Source organism: Prevotella sp. 10(H), from assembly GCF_000711235.1.
In the GTDB taxonomy this organism is placed as follows: Bacteria; Bacteroidota; Bacteroidia; order Bacteroidales; family Dysgonomonadaceae; genus Dysgonomonas.
The window spans coordinates 103965-123631 of record NZ_JOMI01000001.1; the positions used below are offsets into that span (position 1 = coordinate 103965).

The 19667-nt window shown below is 39.8% G+C and carries 16 protein-coding genes; 13 read left to right on the forward strand and 3 right to left on the reverse strand.

Features of this window, described 5'->3' with window-relative positions:
* Positions 1 to 144: 144 nt before the first annotated feature.
* The 8 genes from rho to rodA all read left to right on the forward strand — a co-directional run bounded on the left by rho (position 145) and on the right by rodA (position 10935).
* Entirely contained in the window at positions 145 to 2073 is a 1929-nt protein-coding gene (gene rho / locus K348_RS0100490; protein ID WP_029901860.1) for a transcription termination factor Rho, read from the forward strand.
* 284 nt (positions 2074 to 2357) lie between these two features.
* Positions 2358 to 3296: a cation diffusion facilitator family transporter gene (locus K348_RS0100495; protein WP_029901861.1), complete on the forward strand. Its 939-nt coding sequence runs from the start codon at positions 2358 to 2360 to the stop codon at positions 3294 to 3296.
* A gap of 206 nt (positions 3297 to 3502) precedes the next feature.
* Positions 3503 to 5026: a bifunctional phosphoribosylaminoimidazolecarboxamide formyltransferase/IMP cyclohydrolase gene (gene purH, locus K348_RS0100505; protein WP_029901864.1), complete on the forward strand. Its 1524-nt coding sequence runs from the start codon at positions 3503 to 3505 to the stop codon at positions 5024 to 5026.
* 39 nt (positions 5027 to 5065) lie between these two features.
* Positions 5066 to 6091: a rod shape-determining protein gene (locus K348_RS0100510; protein WP_029901865.1), complete on the forward strand. Its 1026-nt coding sequence runs from the start codon at positions 5066 to 5068 to the stop codon at positions 6089 to 6091.
* Between the two features lie 59 nt (positions 6092 to 6150).
* Positions 6151 to 7008, forward strand: coding sequence for a rod shape-determining protein MreC (gene mreC / locus K348_RS0100515; protein WP_029901868.1), 858 nt, complete (start codon positions 6151 to 6153; stop codon positions 7006 to 7008).
* Entirely contained in the window at positions 6995 to 7522 is a 528-nt protein-coding gene (gene mreD / locus K348_RS0100520) for a rod shape-determining protein MreD (protein ID WP_029901870.1), read from the forward strand. Before mreC ends, mreD begins: the two co-directional genes overlap by 14 nt.
* A complete protein-coding gene (gene mrdA, locus K348_RS0100525; RefSeq protein WP_029901872.1) occupies positions 7504 to 9471 on the forward strand; it encodes a penicillin-binding protein 2 in 1968 nt (655 codons plus the stop codon). Before mreD ends, mrdA begins: the two co-directional genes overlap by 19 nt.
* A gap of 6 nt (positions 9472 to 9477) precedes the next feature.
* Positions 9478 to 10935, forward strand: coding sequence for a rod shape-determining protein RodA (gene rodA, locus K348_RS0100530; RefSeq protein WP_029901874.1), 1458 nt, complete (start codon positions 9478 to 9480; stop codon positions 10933 to 10935).
* Here the strand turns inward: rodA and K348_RS0100535 are convergent.
* The 3 genes from K348_RS0100535 to K348_RS0100545 form a co-directional block, all read right to left on the reverse strand.
* The gene (locus K348_RS0100535) at positions 10891 to 11952 is read right to left on the reverse strand and encodes an ABC transporter ATP-binding protein (protein ID WP_051697448.1); all 1062 of its coding nucleotides are present in this window, start codon (positions 11950 to 11952) and stop codon (positions 10891 to 10893) included. The two genes, rodA and K348_RS0100535, sit on opposite strands and share 45 nt — an antisense overlap.
* A gap of 234 nt (positions 11953 to 12186) precedes the next feature.
* On the reverse strand, positions 12187 to 13218 hold the full coding sequence (locus K348_RS0100540; RefSeq protein ID WP_029901878.1) for an iron ABC transporter permease: 1032 nt from the start codon (positions 13216 to 13218) through the stop codon (positions 12187 to 12189).
* Positions 13219 to 13278: 60 nt separating this feature from the next.
* On the reverse strand, positions 13279 to 14913 hold the full coding sequence (locus K348_RS0100545; RefSeq protein WP_029901880.1) for a C69 family dipeptidase: 1635 nt from the start codon (positions 14911 to 14913) through the stop codon (positions 13279 to 13281).
* A 577-nt stretch (positions 14914 to 15490) separates the two neighbouring features.
* On the opposite strand from K348_RS0100545, the gene K348_RS0100550 reads away from it, so the two are divergent.
* The 5 genes from K348_RS0100550 to K348_RS0100570 all read left to right on the forward strand — a co-directional run bounded on the left by K348_RS0100550 (position 15491) and on the right by K348_RS0100570 (position 19663).
* Entirely contained in the window at positions 15491 to 15991 is a 501-nt protein-coding gene (locus K348_RS0100550) for a helix-turn-helix domain-containing protein (protein WP_029901882.1), read from the forward strand.
* A 183-nt stretch (positions 15992 to 16174) separates the two neighbouring features.
* Positions 16175 to 16957, forward strand: a complete 783-nt coding sequence (locus tag K348_RS0100555) for a dihydroorotate dehydrogenase electron transfer subunit (RefSeq protein WP_029901884.1) — start codon at positions 16175 to 16177, stop codon at positions 16955 to 16957.
* Positions 16945 to 17856, forward strand: coding sequence for a dihydroorotate dehydrogenase (locus tag K348_RS0100560; RefSeq protein WP_029901887.1), 912 nt, complete (start codon positions 16945 to 16947; stop codon positions 17854 to 17856). The genes K348_RS0100555 and K348_RS0100560 overlap by 13 nt, the downstream gene beginning before the upstream one ends.
* A 19-nt stretch (positions 17857 to 17875) precedes the next feature.
* Complete coding sequence (locus tag K348_RS0100565) at positions 17876 to 18355, forward strand: hypothetical protein (RefSeq protein WP_029901888.1); 480 nt, start codon at positions 17876 to 17878, stop codon at positions 18353 to 18355.
* A gap of 165 nt (positions 18356 to 18520) precedes the next feature.
* A complete protein-coding gene (locus K348_RS0100570; protein ID WP_029901890.1) occupies positions 18521 to 19663 on the forward strand; it encodes a BamA/TamA family outer membrane protein in 1143 nt (380 codons plus the stop codon).
* The last annotated feature ends 4 nt before the right edge of the window (positions 19664 to 19667 follow it).

Here is a 19667-nt window from a genome sequence, read left to right on the forward strand (position 1 = left end):
ATTGGTGTAGATATTATCTTCTAAAAAATAAGTTCCATAAATATTATACAAAATAATTGAACTACCAAAAGGGATACTTCTTGATTATTTTATTGAAAACATACTTAAGAGATTCAAAATCAATACAATTTAATATAGATATACATGCGTATATATAACATTCTTGAGCTTAACGAAAAGCTCACAATAGAACTAAGAACTATCGCTAAAGAGCTGGGGATCAGACGTCCGGATGCGTATAAAAAAGACGAACTCATTTATAAAATATTAGATGAGCAAGCTATTTTGGAAGCTAAAAACAAAAATTCGGAAAGTTATCAAAGTGAAGACAGGATAGAACAGCAGCAGAAAAAATCACAAGCAGCCGCAAAAGGAAAACAAAAGGCTCAAAATCAGCAGAAAAAACAGGATCAGCCGGCTAAAAAGGCAGAAAATCCTGCTCCTGCGAAAGAGAAGAAGCCGGAAGCCAAGCCTCAAAAAACAGAACAGGAAAAGCCTGCAACAGCAGAAAAGAAAGAGGTAAAACATGAACCGGTGAAGGTTGCAACTCCTGCACCCGCACCAGTTGAAGAGAAGAAAGAAGCACCTGCTCCTGCTAAGATAGCCGAAAAAGCTCCTCAAAAAGAGATTGTAGTGAAAAAGAATAATCCTGAAGTGAAAGATGTTAAGCAGGAAAATAAACCTCAGGCTCAGCAACCTGCAGCAAAACCGACTCAATTGGTTTTCCGCTCCAATAAAGTGAGGGAAGCAGAACCGCAGGAACCAATTCCGGGACTACCTTTATTATCACCTCTCGAAGTTGATTCGGAAGTTGCGCCGGTAGAGATTGTTGTTCAGGAAGCACCAGTTAAAGCTCCTAAGCAGCCACAACAGCAGAATCAGAATCAACAACATAACAATAACAATAATCAGAAACAACATAATAATAACCAATCTCAGGAAAAGCAATTCGACTTTGAGGGCATACTTAGTGCTACCGGAGTACTCGAGATAATGCAGGAAGGTTATGGTTTCTTACGTTCGTCCGATTATAACTATATGTCGTCTCCCGACGATGTGTATATCTCTCAATCTCAAATCCGTTTATTCGGACTGAAAACAGGAGATATTGTAGAAGGACCTATCCGCCCGCCGAAAGAATCCGAGAAATTCTTCCCGCTGGTTAAAGTAGACAGGATCAATGGGCGTACACCTGATGAAGTGCGCGACCGTGTACCGTTCGACCATCTTAAACCGCTATTCCCGGATGAAAAATTTAAACTTACTAAAGGCCGCAATGACAATCTTTCTTGCCGCGTAGTAGATTTGTTTTCTCCGATAGGTAAAGGACAGCGCGGTCTGATCGTTGCACAGCCTAAGACAGGTAAGACAACTTTATTGAAGGATATAGCGAATGCTATTGCAGACAATCACCCAGAAGTATATATGATTGTTCTTCTCATCGACGAACGTCCAGAGGAGGTAACTGATATGGAACGCAGTGTGAATGCCGAAGTTATTGCTTCAACATTCGACGAACCTGCCGACCGTCATGTGAAAATAGCGGAAATAGTATTGAATAAAGCAAAACGTATGGTAGAATGTGGTCACGATGTAGTGATACTTCTTGACTCTATTACCCGTCTTGCTCGTGCTTATAATACAGTACAGCCTGCATCAGGAAAGGTACTAACCGGAGGTGTGGATGCTAATGCTCTTCACAAGCCGAAACGTTTCTTCGGCGCAGCGCGTAATATCGAAAACGGAGGCTCACTCACAATCATCGCTACAGCACTTACCGAAACAGGTTCTAAGATGGATGATGTTATCTTCGAAGAATTTAAAGGTACCGGTAATATGGAGCTTCAACTCGATCGCAAGCTGTCTAACAAACGTATTTTCCCTGCTGTGGATATCATTGCATCGAGTACACGTCGCGACGACTTGTTGCTTGATAATGATACACTCAGCCGTATGTGGGTATTGCGTAACTTCCTGTCGGATATGAATTCGGTAGAAGCTATGCAGTTCCTTGACAACAGACTGAGGAAGACGATCAACAACGAAGAATTCCTTATCTCAATGAACGACTGATAAGCAGAAATTTAGAATACCAAATACTTAAAAGCAAGAGAAAAAGTTTAACTTTACTCTTGCTTTTTTTGTTGTATAAGCCCTGATCATTTTTATCTATATATTGAAGTCTACCGACTTTTATTCGGAGAGATTTAAACAAGTTGTTTGCAATGGCTGTTTATTGAAAAGTAAGAATAATATGAAAAGTCGTTACCTTTGTTACTTTTTAACAATATAACGTTAATAAACGTGAAATTACAGTGTGCTACATTCGCCAAACATACAAATCTAAATAATCTGTTATGGAACATAACCATACACATGACGACCATAGTCATACCCATTCACATGGAGGGCATAGCCATGGCCACAATGCCAATAAAAAAGCATTGACTATAAGCTTTGTGCTGATTGCAGGCTTTATGGTAATTGAATTTGTGGGAGGGTATTTAACAAACAGCCTTGCACTTATTTCCGATGCCGGACATATGCTAAGCGATGCTGTTGCTCTCGGATTAAGCCTTAGCGCCCTTATTTTCGGTGCCCGGGCAGCTACACCATCCAAAACATACGGCTACAAACGTTTCGAGATATTGGCCGCATTACTCAATGGAATAGTACTTGTATTACTGGCGGTTTTTATCTGTAAAGAGGCCATAGAGCGGCTCTCGACACCTCCGCAAGTAATAGGGAAAGGGATGATGCTTATTTCCACCATAGGGCTTATTATAAATATCATAGTAGCGTGGATACTACACTCAAAAGGATCGACAGAAGAAAACCTGAATATACGCAGTGCTTTCCTGCATGTCATTGGTGATTTATTAGGCTCGGTGGGAGCAATAGTGGCAGCAATATTAATCATGCTTTTCGGTTGGTATATAGCCGATCCAATAGCTAGTATGATTGTATCTTTGCTTGTATTATACAGTGGTTGGAACGTACTGAAAGAATCCATAAACATCCTTATGGAAGCCAAGCCTGCAAATATCGATTCGGGAGAAGTAATACATCTATTGAAATCGATAGACGGAGTGGAAGATATACATGACCTGCATATCTGGATGATTGCCTCCGACTTCTCAGTTATGACAGTCCACCTGAAAGTGAAACCTGCAGCTGACCGTGACGTTATTCTTGAAAAAGCGAAACGCTCTATTAAAAAAGAATTTGGCATAAGTCATGCCACTATTCAGATTGAAGGACGCGAATTATGCCTGTATGAGGAAACGTGCAATTGATTTTCCTACAAAATAGCTATTATATCTCATGTGGCTTTATCACACTAAATATAAGATCAAAATTTTTCCACAAGAATATGATTTTACAGGTGAAATCAATTTCATGATTATATATGATTTATTCCTCAAAAATTATATTAAAAACCGCCTGTAATCGCAATAGTTTTTATAACTTTGCTCCCCTTAAAGTAGGTAATTAACACATCATGTCTTCGGAGAAAAAAATTAAAACAGCATTGGTATCCGTTTATCATAAGGATGGACTGGATCAGATTTTAAAAAAGTTAGATAGCTTAGGTGTTCGTTTCGTCTCTACAGGAGGAACGAAGAGTTTTATAGAATCGTTGGGGCTGCCGTGTGATGCGGTAGAAGATGCAACAGGTTACCCTTCTATATTGGGTGGTCGTGTGAAGACGTTGCACCCAAAAATTTTTGGTGGTATACTTTGCCGCAGGGAATTGCCGGAAGACATGAAGCAAATAAAGGCATACGACATCCACGAAATAGACCTTGTTATCGTCGATCTCTATCCATTCGAAGAAACAGTAGCTTCGGGAGCTAGTGAAGAAGATATTATTGAGAAAATCGATATAGGCGGTATATCTCTTATCCGTGCCGCAGCCAAAAATCATAAAGATGTGATTATAGTAGCTTCTAAACAACAGTATCAGCCGTTGATGAATCTGTTAGAAGAGAAAGAAGGCAAGTCGGATATTACAGACCGTAAGTTCTTTGCTAAAGAAGCCTTTGCCGTATCTTCATCTTACGATACAGCTATATTTAATTATATGGACAATAACGAAGGCACAGCTTTCCGCTTCGCCGAGGATAATGCCATGTCACTTCGTTACGGAGAAAATCCGCATCAGAAAGGAACATTCTATGGAGATTTCAATGCATTGTTCGATCAGTTGCATGGCCGCGAAATATCATACAACAACTTACTGGACATAGAATCTGCCGTAAGCCTTATCAGTGAATTCGAAGAAACCACTGTTGCCATACTCAAGCATAACAATGCCTGTGGTATCGCTTCGCGCAATACCGTTACCGAAGCATGGAAAGATGCTTTGGCAGGCGACCCTGTTTCAGCCTATGGGGGTATTATTGTATGCAATAGAAAAATAGACAAAGCAGCTGCCGAAGAAATTAACAAAATCTTCTTCGAGATAATAATTGCACCTGATTACGATAAAGATGCCCTCGATATATTGGAACAAAAGAAAAATCGCATTATCTTAGCACAAAAACAGCAATTGACCGGAAGTAAGCAATTCCGTTCTCTTCTGAACGGTGTTTTAGCTCAGGATAAAGATTTAAGTATTCAAACTGCAGAAGACCTGAAACTGGTAACAAACAGGCCTTTGCAGGGAACTGAAGTCGAAGATTTATTATTTGCCAATAAACTGGTAAAACATACTAAGTCGAACGCTATCATTCTGGTTAAGAATAAACAACTATGTGCCGGAGGTACAGGGCAGACATCCAGGGTCGATGCTTTGAAACAGGCCATAGAAAAAGCCGGTACATTCGGTTTCGACCTTAAAGGCTCCGTAATGGCTTCCGATGCATTCTTTCCGTTTCCTGATTGTGTGGAAATAGCAGGAAATGCAGGCATAACGGCAGTCGTTCAGCCCGGAGGCTCGGTAAAAGATAACCTGTCAGTCGATTATTGTAACGAACACAATATTTCGATGGTAATGACAGGTGTACGTCATTTTAAACATTAGAAATAAAATACTTAGCTAAGTAAATAAAATAAGTCAAACATGGGATTATTCTCTTTTACGCAGGAAATAGCGATGGACCTTGGCACCGCCAATACCATAATAATACATAATGGCCGGATTGTTGTCGACCAGCCTTCTGTAGTTGCGCTAGAACGCAATACAGGAAAGGTCATAGCTGTCGGTGAACAAGCCCGTCAGATGCACGGTAAGACTCACGAAGCCATCCGTACCGTAAGACCTTTGAAAGACGGTGTAATAGCCGACTTTACGGCAGCAGAGCAAATGATTCGCGGCCTCATTAAAATGTTCAATAACAAAAGCCGCCTGTTTTCACCATCTTTACGTATTGTTATTTGTATCCCTTCGGGTAGTACCGAAGTGGAAACACGAGCAATACGCGACTCGGCAGAGCATGCCGGAGGACGTGATGTGTATATGATATACGAGCCTATGGCAGCAGCCCTCGGTATAGGTATCGATGTGGAAGCTCCCGAAGGAAACATGATAGTAGATATAGGCGGTGGTACGACAGAAATCGCCGTTATCTCACTGGGGGGTATCGTATCTAACAAATCGATAAAAATTGCCGGTGACGACCTTACTGAAGATATTCAGGAATACATGGGACGCCAGCACAATATAAAAGTAGGAGAGCGTACAGCCGAAAATATCAAGATCGCTGTAGGTGCTGCCCTTACCGAATTATCGGACGAAGAGGTGCCGGAAGATTTTATCGTTCACGGACCTAACAGGATGACATCATTACCGATGGATATTCCGGTATCGTATCAGGAAATGGCTCATTGCCTCGATAAATCTTTATCTAAGATGGATTCAGCTATACTGAGTGCATTGGAACAGACACCGCCTGAGTTATATGCCGATATAGTTCGTAACGGTATTTATCTTACTGGTGGAGGCGCGTTGTTGAGAGGTCTTAGCAAACGTTTCTCTGACAGAATCGGTATACCATTTTATGTGGCTGAAGACCCGTTGCATGCTGTAGCTAAAGGAACAGGTATTGCTCTTAAGAACATCGAGAAGTTTAACTTCCTGATGAGATAATTTTAAGACCCGGGCTAAAATATAACATTATCTGAACTAGTTATTTACAGAAACTTATTATGCGTAACCTGATTAACTTTTTACTAAAGAATAGTTCATGGTTTGTCCTTATATTTCTGGAAATAATCTGCTTCTACTTTGTTTTCAGTAGCAATTCTTATCAAAAAAGCGTATTCCTGAACTCTTCCAATGAAGTTACGGGAAGGGTTTATTCTATTTCAGGTACCATATTTTCATATTTCGGTTTAAAGACAGAGAATGAGCAGTTGCTTCAACGAAGCGCTGACTTGCAGGCTGAGATAAAAGAGTTGAAGAATTATATATTCGACTTGGAATCTGATTCGATAAAGACCGAAGCATTTTTGAAAGATTCGCTTGGACGGAGAGTTGAGCCGCAATATATTATTGCCCGCGTAGAAAAGAATAGCATCTCATTGGTCGATAACTATCTGATAGTAAACAAGGGGAATAAGCATGGGGTTAAGGCTGATATGGGCGTCGTATCTCAGCAAGGAATTGTAGGTGTGGTAAGATCAGCCAGTGCAAATTACGCCATTGTGCAATCTGTACTTAATCCGCATAGTAGATTTAGCTGTAAGATACAGAATTCGAATGCTGCCGGTATCCTTATATGGGAAGGTGGCGATCCCCGATACGCCAGACTTACCGAATATCCTAAGTATGATGATATTGCAATAGGTGATACAATAGTAACTACCGGATTCTCGGACTTCTTTCCCGAAGGGATAATGGTAGGTATATTAGAAGAATATACAAGTGAAACCGACGATAACTTTTATAGCCTAAAAGTTAAATTGTCAACTGATTTCGGTGCCCTTAAGAATGTCCTGCTTATCAATAATACCAACGATGAAATAAAAGAACTGGAGAAAACGATCAAGAATGTTAAAAAGTAATGTTATAAAGTATAGCATAATGTTTGTACTGCTTGTATTATTACAGGTGCTGGTACTCAATAAGATATCCTTTTTGGGGTATGCTGTTCCTTTTGCCTATATTTATTTCATACTTAAACTGCCGATCGGTTTTAACCGTAATTTATCCACTCTCTTGGGATTTCTACTAGGTTTTATAATAGACATATTCTGTAATACACCGGGTATAAATGCGGCAGCTACAACACTCATCGGCTTTCTGTGTCGTCCTGTACAAAGTCTGTTTTTCATGGTAGACGATTATAACGACCAAACTCCGGGGTTAAGACTTCTTGCCGGCGGGTTTATGAAATTTGCCATAAGTATAATTCTCATACATCATATAGTACTTATCTCGGTTGAATCGTTCTCCTATTTCAATATAAAGTTTGTTTTGCTCAGAATTGTACTGTCAGCCATACTCACGTCCATACTTGTTTTTGCATTTGAAGGATTTTCCTTAAATAAGAAGAGTTCATGGCAAAAATCAAACTAGACCTTACTAAGCGTAAATATGTACTTGGAGGCATAGCCTGCGGAATAGTACTTATATATATCGCCCAATTATTCAACTTACAGATAATCAAGAGTGAATATAAGGATTCTGCCGACAATAATGCCTTCTTCAACAGGACATTATATCCGTCACGTGGAAAAATATCCGACAGGAACGATAAGCTTCTGGTTTATAACCAGCCGACTTATGATTTAGTATATATTCCCCGCGAGATACAGCCTTATGATACGCTAGATCTGTGCAAAACACTTGGCGTCACAAGAGAACAGTTCGATAAGCGTCTGGCGGATGTAAAAGACAGGCGGATGAATCCCGGATACTCGACCTATACCCAGCAAACTTTAATGACTCAGTTATCTTCTCATGAGAGTGGTCTCTTGCAGGAAAAGTTGTATAAGTTCCCCGGATTCTATATACAAAAAAGAGCTTTAAGACAATATAATTATCATAATGCCGGTCTGCTTCTGGGCTATGTAGCCGAAGTGAGCAAAAGCCAGATTGAGAATGATAACTATTATGTAAGGCAGGATTATGCCGGAAAGTCGGGTATTGAAGCCTCATACGAAAAACATTTGAGAGGGGATAAAGGTGTTGAAATTCTGCTCAGAGATGCTCACGGCCGAATACAGGGGAAATTTGAGAATGGCAAAAATGATATTGCTCCTGTTTCGGGGAAAGACTTAAAACTATCTATAGATATCGACTTGCAGGCTTATGGTGAGCACCTTATGCAAAACAAGGTCGGCAGTATCGTTATGATCGAGCCTTCTACAGGAGAAGTTTTGTGCATGGTTACCTCTCCATCTTATGATCCCTCTATGTTGCTTGGACGCGATTTCAGGGATAGTTATAAGGAGTTGGAAAGCAATCCGCTGAAACCATTATATAACAGGGCAACTCAGGGTATGTACCCTCCCGGATCGACATTTAAAACCACACAGGGACTGATTTTCCTGCAGGAAGATATCATTACCGAAAATACAATGTTCTCTTGTGCCCGAGGTTATCCACCGCTTGGCGGCCGGCCGAAATGCCACCCTCATGGTGCGCCGCTACCTCTTATTCCTGCCATTGCAACATCCTGTAATTCATATTTTTGCTATGGATTGTCAGCTATGTTGAGCAACAGGAAGAAGTATAAAAATGTTCCCGAAGCATTCGATATATGGAGGTCTCATATGCTGGACATGGGCTTTGGCGACCGGTTAGGAATTGATATGCCATCCGAAAAAAGAGGCTTTATTCCTGATAGTAAGTTTTATAACCGTTACTACAAAAGTAGTTGGAATGCCAATACTATAATATCGATAGCGATAGGACAGGGCGAAGTAACTGCAACTCCATTGCAAGTTGCCAATCTGGCCGCAACAATAGCTAACAGGGGACATTATTACGTACCTCATGTTGTTCGTGAAATACAGGATACGCCTTTGGATGAGACATATACAAACAGACGAGAAACTGGTATAAGACAGGAACATTATCAATCGATTGTAGATGGTATGGCACGTGCTGTAACTGGCGGTACATGCCGGGGAGCAAATCTCTTACCGGATTTTGAAGTATGTGGAAAGACAGGTACAGCAGAAAATCCCCATGGTAAAGACCACTCTATCTTTATGGGCTTTGCTCCAAAAGATAATCCTAAAGTAGCAATATTCGTTATTGTGGAAAATGCAGGATTCGGTGCTACTTTTGGTGTTCCGGTGGGTAGGCTTATGCTGCAGAAATACCTGAGAGGTGAAGTGCCTGCCAGCGATAAATATATCGAAGACAGGATTGTAAATGCAACTATATTGCCGCAGTCATTCCTTAACTGGAACCGTCTGAATAAGAATACCTTTGAGTTTAGACTGCCTCTTAATGAGAATACGGATGCAAAGCAGGAAAGCGGGGTAAAACCGTTTACTCCGGATAAAGAGATTTAATAACGAATGTATCAGAGGGAAGAAGAAAATATAAAGAAGAGCCTCGACTGGCTTACCATTGCCTTATATATTATACTGATAATGGGCGGGTGGTTCAGTATATACGGAGCCAGTTACCAGTATGAGAATGCGACCAGTATGTTCGACCTTTCCGGCCGTGCAGGGATGCAACTCGTATGGATGGGTACTTCAGTGATACTTGGCTTTATTATATTAAAGCTGGATAGTAATCTCTATGATATTCTTGCCTACTATATCTATGCATTCTTTATTCTACTTCTGTTGGCAACAGTCTTTCTCGCAACCGATATTCGCGGATCGCGGTCATGGCTGAAGATAACAAGTTCAATACAAATACAACCCGCAGAATTCGCGAAGTTTGCAGTAGCTTTGGCTTTGGCCAGATTTCTCAATTCATACAATTTCAAATTACTGACGACCAAGAATCTGCTTATTATAGCTATGATGATAATAGTACCAATGGTACTTATCATGTTGCAGAAAGAAACGGGTTCGGCACTTGTTTATACAGCATTTATCCTTATGCTGTACAGGGAAGGGCTACCGGGCATCATCCTGTTCTTGGGTGCATCTGCTGTTGTTTTCTTTGTGGTAGGTCTTAAGTATTCCGAAACTGATATAGGTTTTCTTTCTACAGGAGAATTCATATCTGTTATACTGGTAATCCTTATCAGTGCGGTTTTGGTTATCAGTTACAGAAAGGATGGCATTACAGCCCGCAATATATTTCTCGGAGCCGTATCTGTATTCGGCATAGCATACCTGCTTACGTTGATCGGCATACCTGTCGATTTCGGTATAGTTGCTTTGGTTGCACTTGGTATTTTGGTTGTTTATCTGCTTTATCTGGCTAAGAAACACTGGTCGAAAGTGTATCTCCTTACAGCAGTTTTTGCCTTTGGTTGTATTGTGTTTGTCAGTTCTATCGATTATCTTTTCACGGATATTATGCAGCCACACCAGCAGATGCGTATCAAGGTTACACTTGGCATGGAAGACGACCTTATGGGAGCAGGATATAATGTCAATCAGTCAAAGATCGCGATCGGGTCGGGCGGCTTGATGGGGAAAGGATATCTCAATGGCACGCAAACCAAACTCAAATATGTTCCGGAGCAAGATACCGACTTCATTTTCTGTACAGTAGGTGAGGAACAGGGATTTATCGGTTCAACCCTCGTTATATTGCTCTTTCTTACATTGATATTGCGACTCTTCTATCTGGCTGAACGTCAGAAGAGTACATTCGGACGGGTCTATGGCTATTGTGTAGCAAGCATCTTCCTGTTTCATCTGGCAATCAATATAGGTATGGTGATCGGCCTGACGCCTGTAATCGGTATACCTCTGCCGTTTTTCAGCTATGGAGGCTCTTCATTATGGGGCTTTACAATCCTGTTATTTATATTCCTCCGTATCGATATGGCGAGAAAGCGCCGTTAACGGGTTGTTCCTTAAGAAAGAAGCCAAGTGTTCGAAGTCTTCAAATTTTATTTGTGATGATTTATCTGATATATTGACAGTTATATCATTCGTTTCTTTTGCGCTGACTATAAACAAACTGCTGTCTTTATTATCAGTTATTGCATAACCATGCCTCTCTAATAGGTTCTTTGTCCAATGGTAAAGATCGCCCTCAGCTTCGATAAATACATTTTTGCTGCTTCTGCGGTTTGGAAGAAAATTGCCTGAACTTCTGTCGAATACGACATTTTCTCCTTTAAAGAAATTATCCATTGTACCTGATAAAATGATGTCTTCGGTAACGCCGCTAACTAATCCCTTATCACGAGACAAAAGCCACAGACGGTCGGCGAGGAGTAAGGCCAGATCAAGGTCGTGTGTAGATAAGAGTACCGTTTTATCCTGATTCATAGCAAGATGATGCAAAAGGTTTATTATCTCTATACGGCTTTCAATATCAAGAAAAGCAGTCGGTTCGTCTAGTAAGAGGATAGGGCATTCCTGTGCGAGCGCTTTTGCAATCATAGCCCTCTGGCGTTCTCCGTCAGACAGTTCTGCTACATATACATCCGCCTTATGAGCAATACAGACATCATCCATAGCCTTGTAAACCACATCTTTATCCTGTCGGGTAAGCTGTCCGAAAAATCCTGTATACGGATATCTTCCGAGTTCTACCAATTCCCGCACTAATAACCCGCCTACAGAGGTTTTATCTGTGAGGACAAGTCCGAGTAATTGCGACAATTCTTTCTCAGAATAAGACTTTATATCCCTGCTTTTCAGTAAAACCTGTCCTTTCAGGGTAGGTTGCGAAGCACTGATAGTCCTGAGCAAAGTAGACTTTCCGGCGCCATTAGCACCCAGCAGGCATACAAGCTCTCCTTTATGCAAATTGAACGAAAGGTCTTCATACAAAGCTGTTTTCTCCCTATGCTTTGTCTTTGTATAACCAATGCTTATATTTTTAGCCGATATAATAATCTCTTTTTTCATTTTACATTTATTAACTATATATAGTTAAAAGGTAACAAAAGTAACGTTTTTCAGCTATTAGCTGATAGCCTCTAGCCATTAGTTTTCTATTTGTAATCTTGAGTATGATAAACATGTATTCATTCACATTCATTAACCATATTCTGTTAAAAAGTAACGAAAGTAACGAATTATTGTACCATTTCTTCATATCACTTTTCTACTTATAACTAAAAACTACTCTATATAGATAAATCAATTGAAATATTGTATCTTCTTCTGATTCATTATTACATAGATAATCACCGGAGCGCCAAATATCGGAGTAATAGCATTCAACGGTAACATGCCCGACGAACCCGGCAGTACACTGATCAGATTGCACACCAGTGCCATTACTGCCCCAATAAGAATAGTAACAGGCAGAAGCGATTTGTGATTAGATGTTCCCAATAGCAACCTTGCTATATGCGGAACTGCCAGCCCAATAAAAGCAATAGGCCCGCAAAATGCGCAGGTAATAGCAGTAAGTAATCCGGCACATAATAACAGAAGAAAACGTATCAATTTTATGTTTACTCCAAGATTGCTTGCATATCTTTCACCTAATAACAAAGCATTCAAAGGCTTAATTAATAATATGGATATAATCAAACCAATACTTACAACAATGCAATAGAATGGTAACTGATCGGTAGATACTCCCGAAAAGTCGCCCATTCCCCATATCATAAAAGAGTAAGCATCTTCGCTTGTACTCCAGAATTTTAGAATAGATATCACGGAAGATGTGAGGTAGCCGACCATAATACCTATTATCAGAAGCATGATATTATTGCGTACAACTGATGCAAACCCCATGATAACTACCAATATAAAAGCTGCACCCACAAATGCCCCGAATACAATAGTCATAGAATAAGATAAATCGAAACCTCCGACCGACCCAAGTGTATTCCCGATTAAAAGCATTACCAGTGCAACCCCCAGATTAGCACCCGAACTGATACCTAAAATACCTGCATCGGCCAATGGATTACGGAAAGCCGTCTGCAACAATAAACCGGATACCGCAATGCCTGCTCCTGTAAACAGTGCTGTTACTGCCTGTGGAAGCCGCGACTGAAGTATGATATATGTCCAAGCCTGTTTTTCAACTTCATTTCCGACTAAGACATCAAGTACTGCATGCGCAGGTATGGAAACAGAACCAAGAAATAAGTTTGCTATAAACAATACCGGTATACTGATAATAAATAATAAGCTATATGTAAAACTTTTAGGCATTGGTTTATCTATAAGAAGCCCCTCGGTAAGAGGGGCCAATATTTTTTTTAAGAAGTAAAATTAATATAAAACTTTATATTTATCGCCTGTCTCTTTAACAATACGGTCGTAATGCTCTTTCGGATAACCTACACGATTTGGCGATGACGGCTTTCCGTATGCATTGCGTGTAAATACGCCGTTTTCTTCTTTACGGATAACACCATCCATATATTTAATAGTAAGGAATTCACCCAGTTTTTTCCATCTTTCGAAAGCATATTGGGCTTGTGCATCACTATAGTTGGTAAGGAACTGTACTGCCTGAGCGGGAGATTTCTTGTATAATTCCATTGCCTGAGCTTCTGTTTTTTCCTGTTCAGCAAAGAATTTACCTTCAAGCTCTTTCTGTACTTTTTCCAGATCGGCGTGCATGTAATTGTATTTGTTGTATACCATATTCGAAACCCAATTCTGAATCCAGAAGCTGGATGTCCAAGAGAATGTATATAAGTCGCCGTTTCCTTCACGGTAGCATTCAGGAACTTTGGTTATAGAGCAATACATCGGTGTAAATACTGTCTGATCGGCGTCGTCAGTACCGAACCAAAGTATACCACCGATCGGATTAGGTAGTGAAGATCGCATCTGCGCAGTAAATACAAATCCTGATTGCTGTGTCGCTATCGGGCGCTCGTTGCAATACTGTACAGAATCGGATTCCCAGGTCAGCGGAGCCCAACGGTAAGGAGATTTATACGGGCCTGCGCCTACATCGTTCGTCCAGTCTAGTTCCGTACCTTCATAGTGGTCGCGCATCATTTCCTGTATATCGGCTATAGAAAGTTTCCTGTCCGGCTTGATATATAAAGGCATCGGTTCTTGTGTCTTACCCTGTGCATAGGTCACAAATTTAGCCATATCTTTATTGTAGCGGTTGAAGAAGCTCCATACACGGGCTTCACAGAAACGTTGACCGCCAAAGTCAAGAGGGTTATAAGCCTTAGCAAAGCTAAAATCTTCATCTTTACCGCTATAGTATCCTTTTTCCTTGGCAAAAGATATTACATCCTTTGAATATATGCAGTTGTCAGGATCATTCAATGGGAATTGCTGTATCCTAGCCTGATTGGCATGTGCCGAAATGCAATCGTCCGGAATGCGTACAGCTACCCATACAGCACCCTTATTGCCTTTTCCTTTACCTATCATTTCCAATACCCATATTTCGTTAGGGTCGCCTATCGAGAAAGATTCGCCGCCACTATAGTAACCGTATTCCGTTACCAGTTCCGTCATTACTTTAATGGCTTCCCTTGCGCTTTTGGATCTTTGTAATGTAATATATATAAGGCTCCCGTAATCCATTATTCCGTCCGGATCGGCCAATTCTTCACGACCGCCAAATGTAGTTTCACCTATAGTTACCTGATGCTCGTTCATATTTCCTACTACATTATAAGTTTGGGCTGGTTGGGCTATTTCACCCATATATCTTCCCGTATCCCATTCGTATACTTTAAGCATATCTCCTTTGTTCCATTTTTTGGCTGGCCAATGATAAAGTTCTCCGAATAAGGCATAGGAATCGGCCGAATAACTGATAATAGTAGAGCCGTCGACAGACGCATATTTGCCCACAAGAAAATTTGTGCAGCCAAATACGCGAATCAGAGCAAGTAAGCAGAATAACGCAAACAAAAATATTTTCTTCATAGTTCAAATTTTTTTTAGAGGTATAAAGATATACTTAATAATTTATATAGGAAAAAGACTTTGGATAAATATACAAAAGTATTGTATGAGGAATATACAAAAATACACACCGTATAATATTCAAAAATAAATTCACAACGAAACAAATGTAAATAGAGTAAATTTATACATATATAAACAGCATTTATACAAATGTAATCCAATCTATAGTATACAATTGAATATAGATTAAACAGCATTTATTTAATACATATTTAGTTATTTAAATATCAATATATCAGATATTTATATAAAATATTTAAAGTGATTATTCAATAATAATATGATAGAGTGGGAGAGAGGGTGATTTTTCCTTTATTATTACTAACTTGTATTAAATTTAATATACTTTTAATTAGATTATTAAAAATATAATGAGAAGTATTAATTTATATGGAATACGATTGTATACATTATAATTTATTACAAATGTAATTTGCGGTAATATTTTTGTAAACAACAAAAGTAAACTGGGTGTGTTTTCATTTGTAAAATATTTTATTTACATTTGTTCCTACAATGATATACAAACTTAAATATGAAAGACAGGATAAGATTTATAATGGAACAGGAGAATATGACTCCATCTGCATTTGCCGATAAACTTGAACTTGGACGAGCAGTGATTTCACATATCCTTAATGGCCGGAATAATCCCAGTTTGGATGTTGTTACCAGAATATTAGGAAAAATGAATTATATCAATCCGGATTGGCTCTTAACAGGAACCGGAGATATGTATAAGACTGAGGGGGGAAAGATTTCTTCTGTACAGCAAGAGTCTTCTTCAAATTATTTTCAATCGGGACAAAGTCAACCTGATTTATTCTCTCAGGCTCCCGTATCCTTACCCATTACCCAAACAGAAACCGAATATCGCAAGGAAAATATAGTTAATGAAGCGGCAAATACGCAAAAAGAATCTGAAAAACAGACTATTATATATCAAAAAGCACCTGAGCGTAAAATTACTAAAATAATAATTTATTACTCAGATAATACATTTGAGACATTCAATGCTGATAATGTACCATTATAAACAAATGGCAGGCTAAAAATATTAGGTATTTAATTATAAAACGGAATCTTTAACTTATAATAAACATATGATGGAGTTTTCCTTTCATTATTATACTTTCCGCATTTTTTAGTAAGCCCAAACTTTATTACCTTTGTGTCCGAATAAATCAGAAAGTCTTTATCTCTAAAAAAACTAAGGTAAATGAAAAAAATGCTGGATTTAGTTGTTACACAAAACAACCAACTAAACCAAAGTTACTGCCTCATCAAACTGACAACCACAGATAACTCTCCTTTACCGGAAATGTTTCCCGGACAATTTGTAGAAGTAAAAGTAGACGGCTCGCCCAAAACTTATCTGCGTCGCCCCATTTCGGTTAATTATATCGATAAATCGAAGAACGAATTATGGCTGCTTATACAGGCAATCGGTGACGGTACACGCAAAATGTGCGCATATAAAACGGGTGATATCGTAAACCTGCTTCTTCCCCTTGGTAATTCGTTTACCATACCCGATGAAAATAAGGCTCAGGAGCTCTTATTAATCGGCGGAGGTGTAGGAACAGCTCCCATGCTTTATCTTGGCTCCTGCCTCAAGGAAAAGGGCTTTAAGCCGACATTCTTATTAGGGGCACGATCTAAGGGTGATTTACTCCAATTGAAAGACTTTGCACAATACGGAGAAGTCTTTTGCACTACCGAAGACGGTTCGTTCGGAGAAAAAGGCTATGTAACCGATCATTCAGTGTTAAAAAACACCCGTTTTTCATCGATTTACACCTGTGGACCGAAGCCAATGATGATGGCTATAGCAAGATATGCAAAAGAGAACAAAATAAATTGTGAGGTCTCACTCGAAAACGTTATGGCATGCGGATTTGGAGTCTGCCTGTGTTGTGTGGAGAAGACTCGCGAAGGGAATGTATGCGTGTGTACAGATGGTCCCGTATTTAATATAGAAAAGTTGACATGGACAAATTAATCGTAAACATAGGTAAACTACATTTGAAGAATCCCGTGATGACAGCTTCGGGTACTTTTGGCTATGGGAAAGAGTATTCGGACATTATAGATTTGTCGCGAATAGGCGGTATATTTGTAAAGGGAACTACTATTCGGGAGCGTCAGGGGAATGATTATCCGCGTATGGCAGAAACGCCGGCCGGCATGTTAAACGCTGTAGGACTGCAAAATAAGGGTGTCGACTACTTCGTTTCCAATATATATCCCGAGATAAAAGATTATGATACAAATATAATTGTAAACGTATCGGGTTCTACTATCGAAGATTATGTAGAATGTACCGAAAAACTACTGAATCTGGATAAAATTCCGGCTATCGAACTCAATATTTCGTGCCCTAACGTAAAGGAAGGCGGCATGGCTTTCGGTGTATGCGCCGATTCGGCAGCCGAAGTAACAAGAGCGGTACGCAAAGTATGGGATAAGACTCTGATTGTAAAACTATCTCCAAATGTAACAGATATAACAGAAATAGCCAGAGCCGCCGAAGCAGAAGGTGCTGATGCCGTTTCTCTTATCAACACACTGCTGGGAATGGCTATCGACATCAACAGGAAACGTCCGGTATTATCAACGGTTACGGGAGGACTTTCCGGCCCGTGTGTAAAACCTGTAGCTTTGCGTATGGTATGGCAGACATACAATGCCGTGAAGATACCGATCATCGGTATGGGAGGAATTTCGTGTTGGCAGGATGCGATTGAATTTATCCTTGCAGGGTCATCTGCCATACAGATAGGGACACACAACTTTGTCGACCCCACTATTTCAGTGAAGGTGGTAGATGGCATCAAAGAATATCTCGACAGGCACAATATCTCATCCGTAAAAGAACTTATCGGTGCACTACAGCTATAAAATTAATATCTGGCGGAATATGGAGGAATTTGAAGTAAATAACATATCCTTGTTATCTCTGATTGAGAAATGGGAGCCAAAACTACAGGCTTTACCTGAAAATGTTATTACTCACAGAAAGAATAGTCAAAGCAGAACTATCAGGCAGATCCTCGGACATATGGTGGATTCAGCCTCAAATAATACCCACCGGATTATTCATCTGCAATATCGGGCTAGTCCGCTAATCTTTCCCGATTATGCGAATGTGGGAAATAACGACAGGTGGATTGCGATTCAGAATTATCAGACAGAAGACTGGAATAATGTCATTCAACTATGGAAATACACTAATATTCACATCGTGCATGTTATCAGAAATGTGAATCCGGATAAACTCGGTAATGAATGGATATCGGCTTTAGGAGATAAAGTATCCCTGAAAGATATGATTATGGATTACTTACACCATTTTGAACTTCATCTGAGCGAAATCGATGAACTGATAAGCCAAAACTAGAATCCGATATATAACTTACAATACAAGGTTAATCGAAATAGGTTAACCTTTTTTGTTACATAAATAATAAGTTTTGTTTAAAATATTATAAAATATGCAAAAGCAGAATTGATTTTCATTAAAAAATAAGGTTCTGTCGATTGAAAGAAGTTAATTTCGATCACTATGCGTAAAATATATGTTTTTTTACTGATAATAGGTAATTGTGGTATGCTATATGCGCAGGATGCATCACAAACAGATACCACTACTGTTGAAAAAAAGAGCTTTTTTAAACGGTTTATAGAATATTTCGAAAAATCGAACGAGGTAAATAACGACAAGCGTTTCGATTTTTCAATAATAGGTGGCCCGCACTATTCCGGTGATACCAAACTTGGACTGGGAATGGTTGCTTCGGGGTTGTATCGTATAGACAGGAGCGATCTGAGCATTTCGCCGTCGAACGTTTCGCTGTATGGCGATATAACCACCACTGGTGCATATGTGATCGGGATTAGCGGCAATGCTCTTTTCCCGAAAATGGCGTACCGCATCGATGCTGACATATATTTTGCACACCGCCCCAGCAGATACTGGGGAGTGGGCTATGATGCCGGACGAAAAGATTATGATTCGGATTATGATAATCAGGTAATGGGGCTTAAATTTGATTTTCTCAAGAAAATGGCTCCGAATACTTATCTGGGAATTACAACGAATGTGAGGAACGTAGAAGGTAAAAATTTCGATGATATAAGCTTGCTTGGAGATGCGAAAAGAAGTACTACTGCTGTCGGAGCCGGTCTTATACTATCTTACGATTCGCGTGATTTTATCCCTAATCCGTATAAAGGGATATATGCAAAAGCCGAACAGGTATTTTATCCTAAATTTGTTGGCAGTTCGTATAATTCCAGTACTACCGAGTTGGTGTTCAGGGCTTATAAGCAAGTGTGGGAAGGCGGCATCTTAGCATTCGACCTGCAGGGAATTTTCAACTGGGGAGATGTAGCATGGAATATGATGGCAGAAGCCGGAGGTTCCTATCAGATGCGCGGCTATTACAGGGGACGATACAGAGACAAGAATCTTATTCAGTCGCAGGTAGAGCTGCGGCAACATGTATACAAGAGAAGTAGCGCAGTAGTCTGGGCAGGAGCCGGGAATGTTTTTTCTAAATTTTCTAAATTCGAATTAGATCAGACATTACCCACTTTTGGCATTGGCTACCGCTGGGAATTCAAGAAGAGAGTGAATGTCCGTTTGGACTATGGTATAGGAAAAGGAGAATCCGCTTTTTATTTCAACATAAACGAAGCATTTTAAGAGC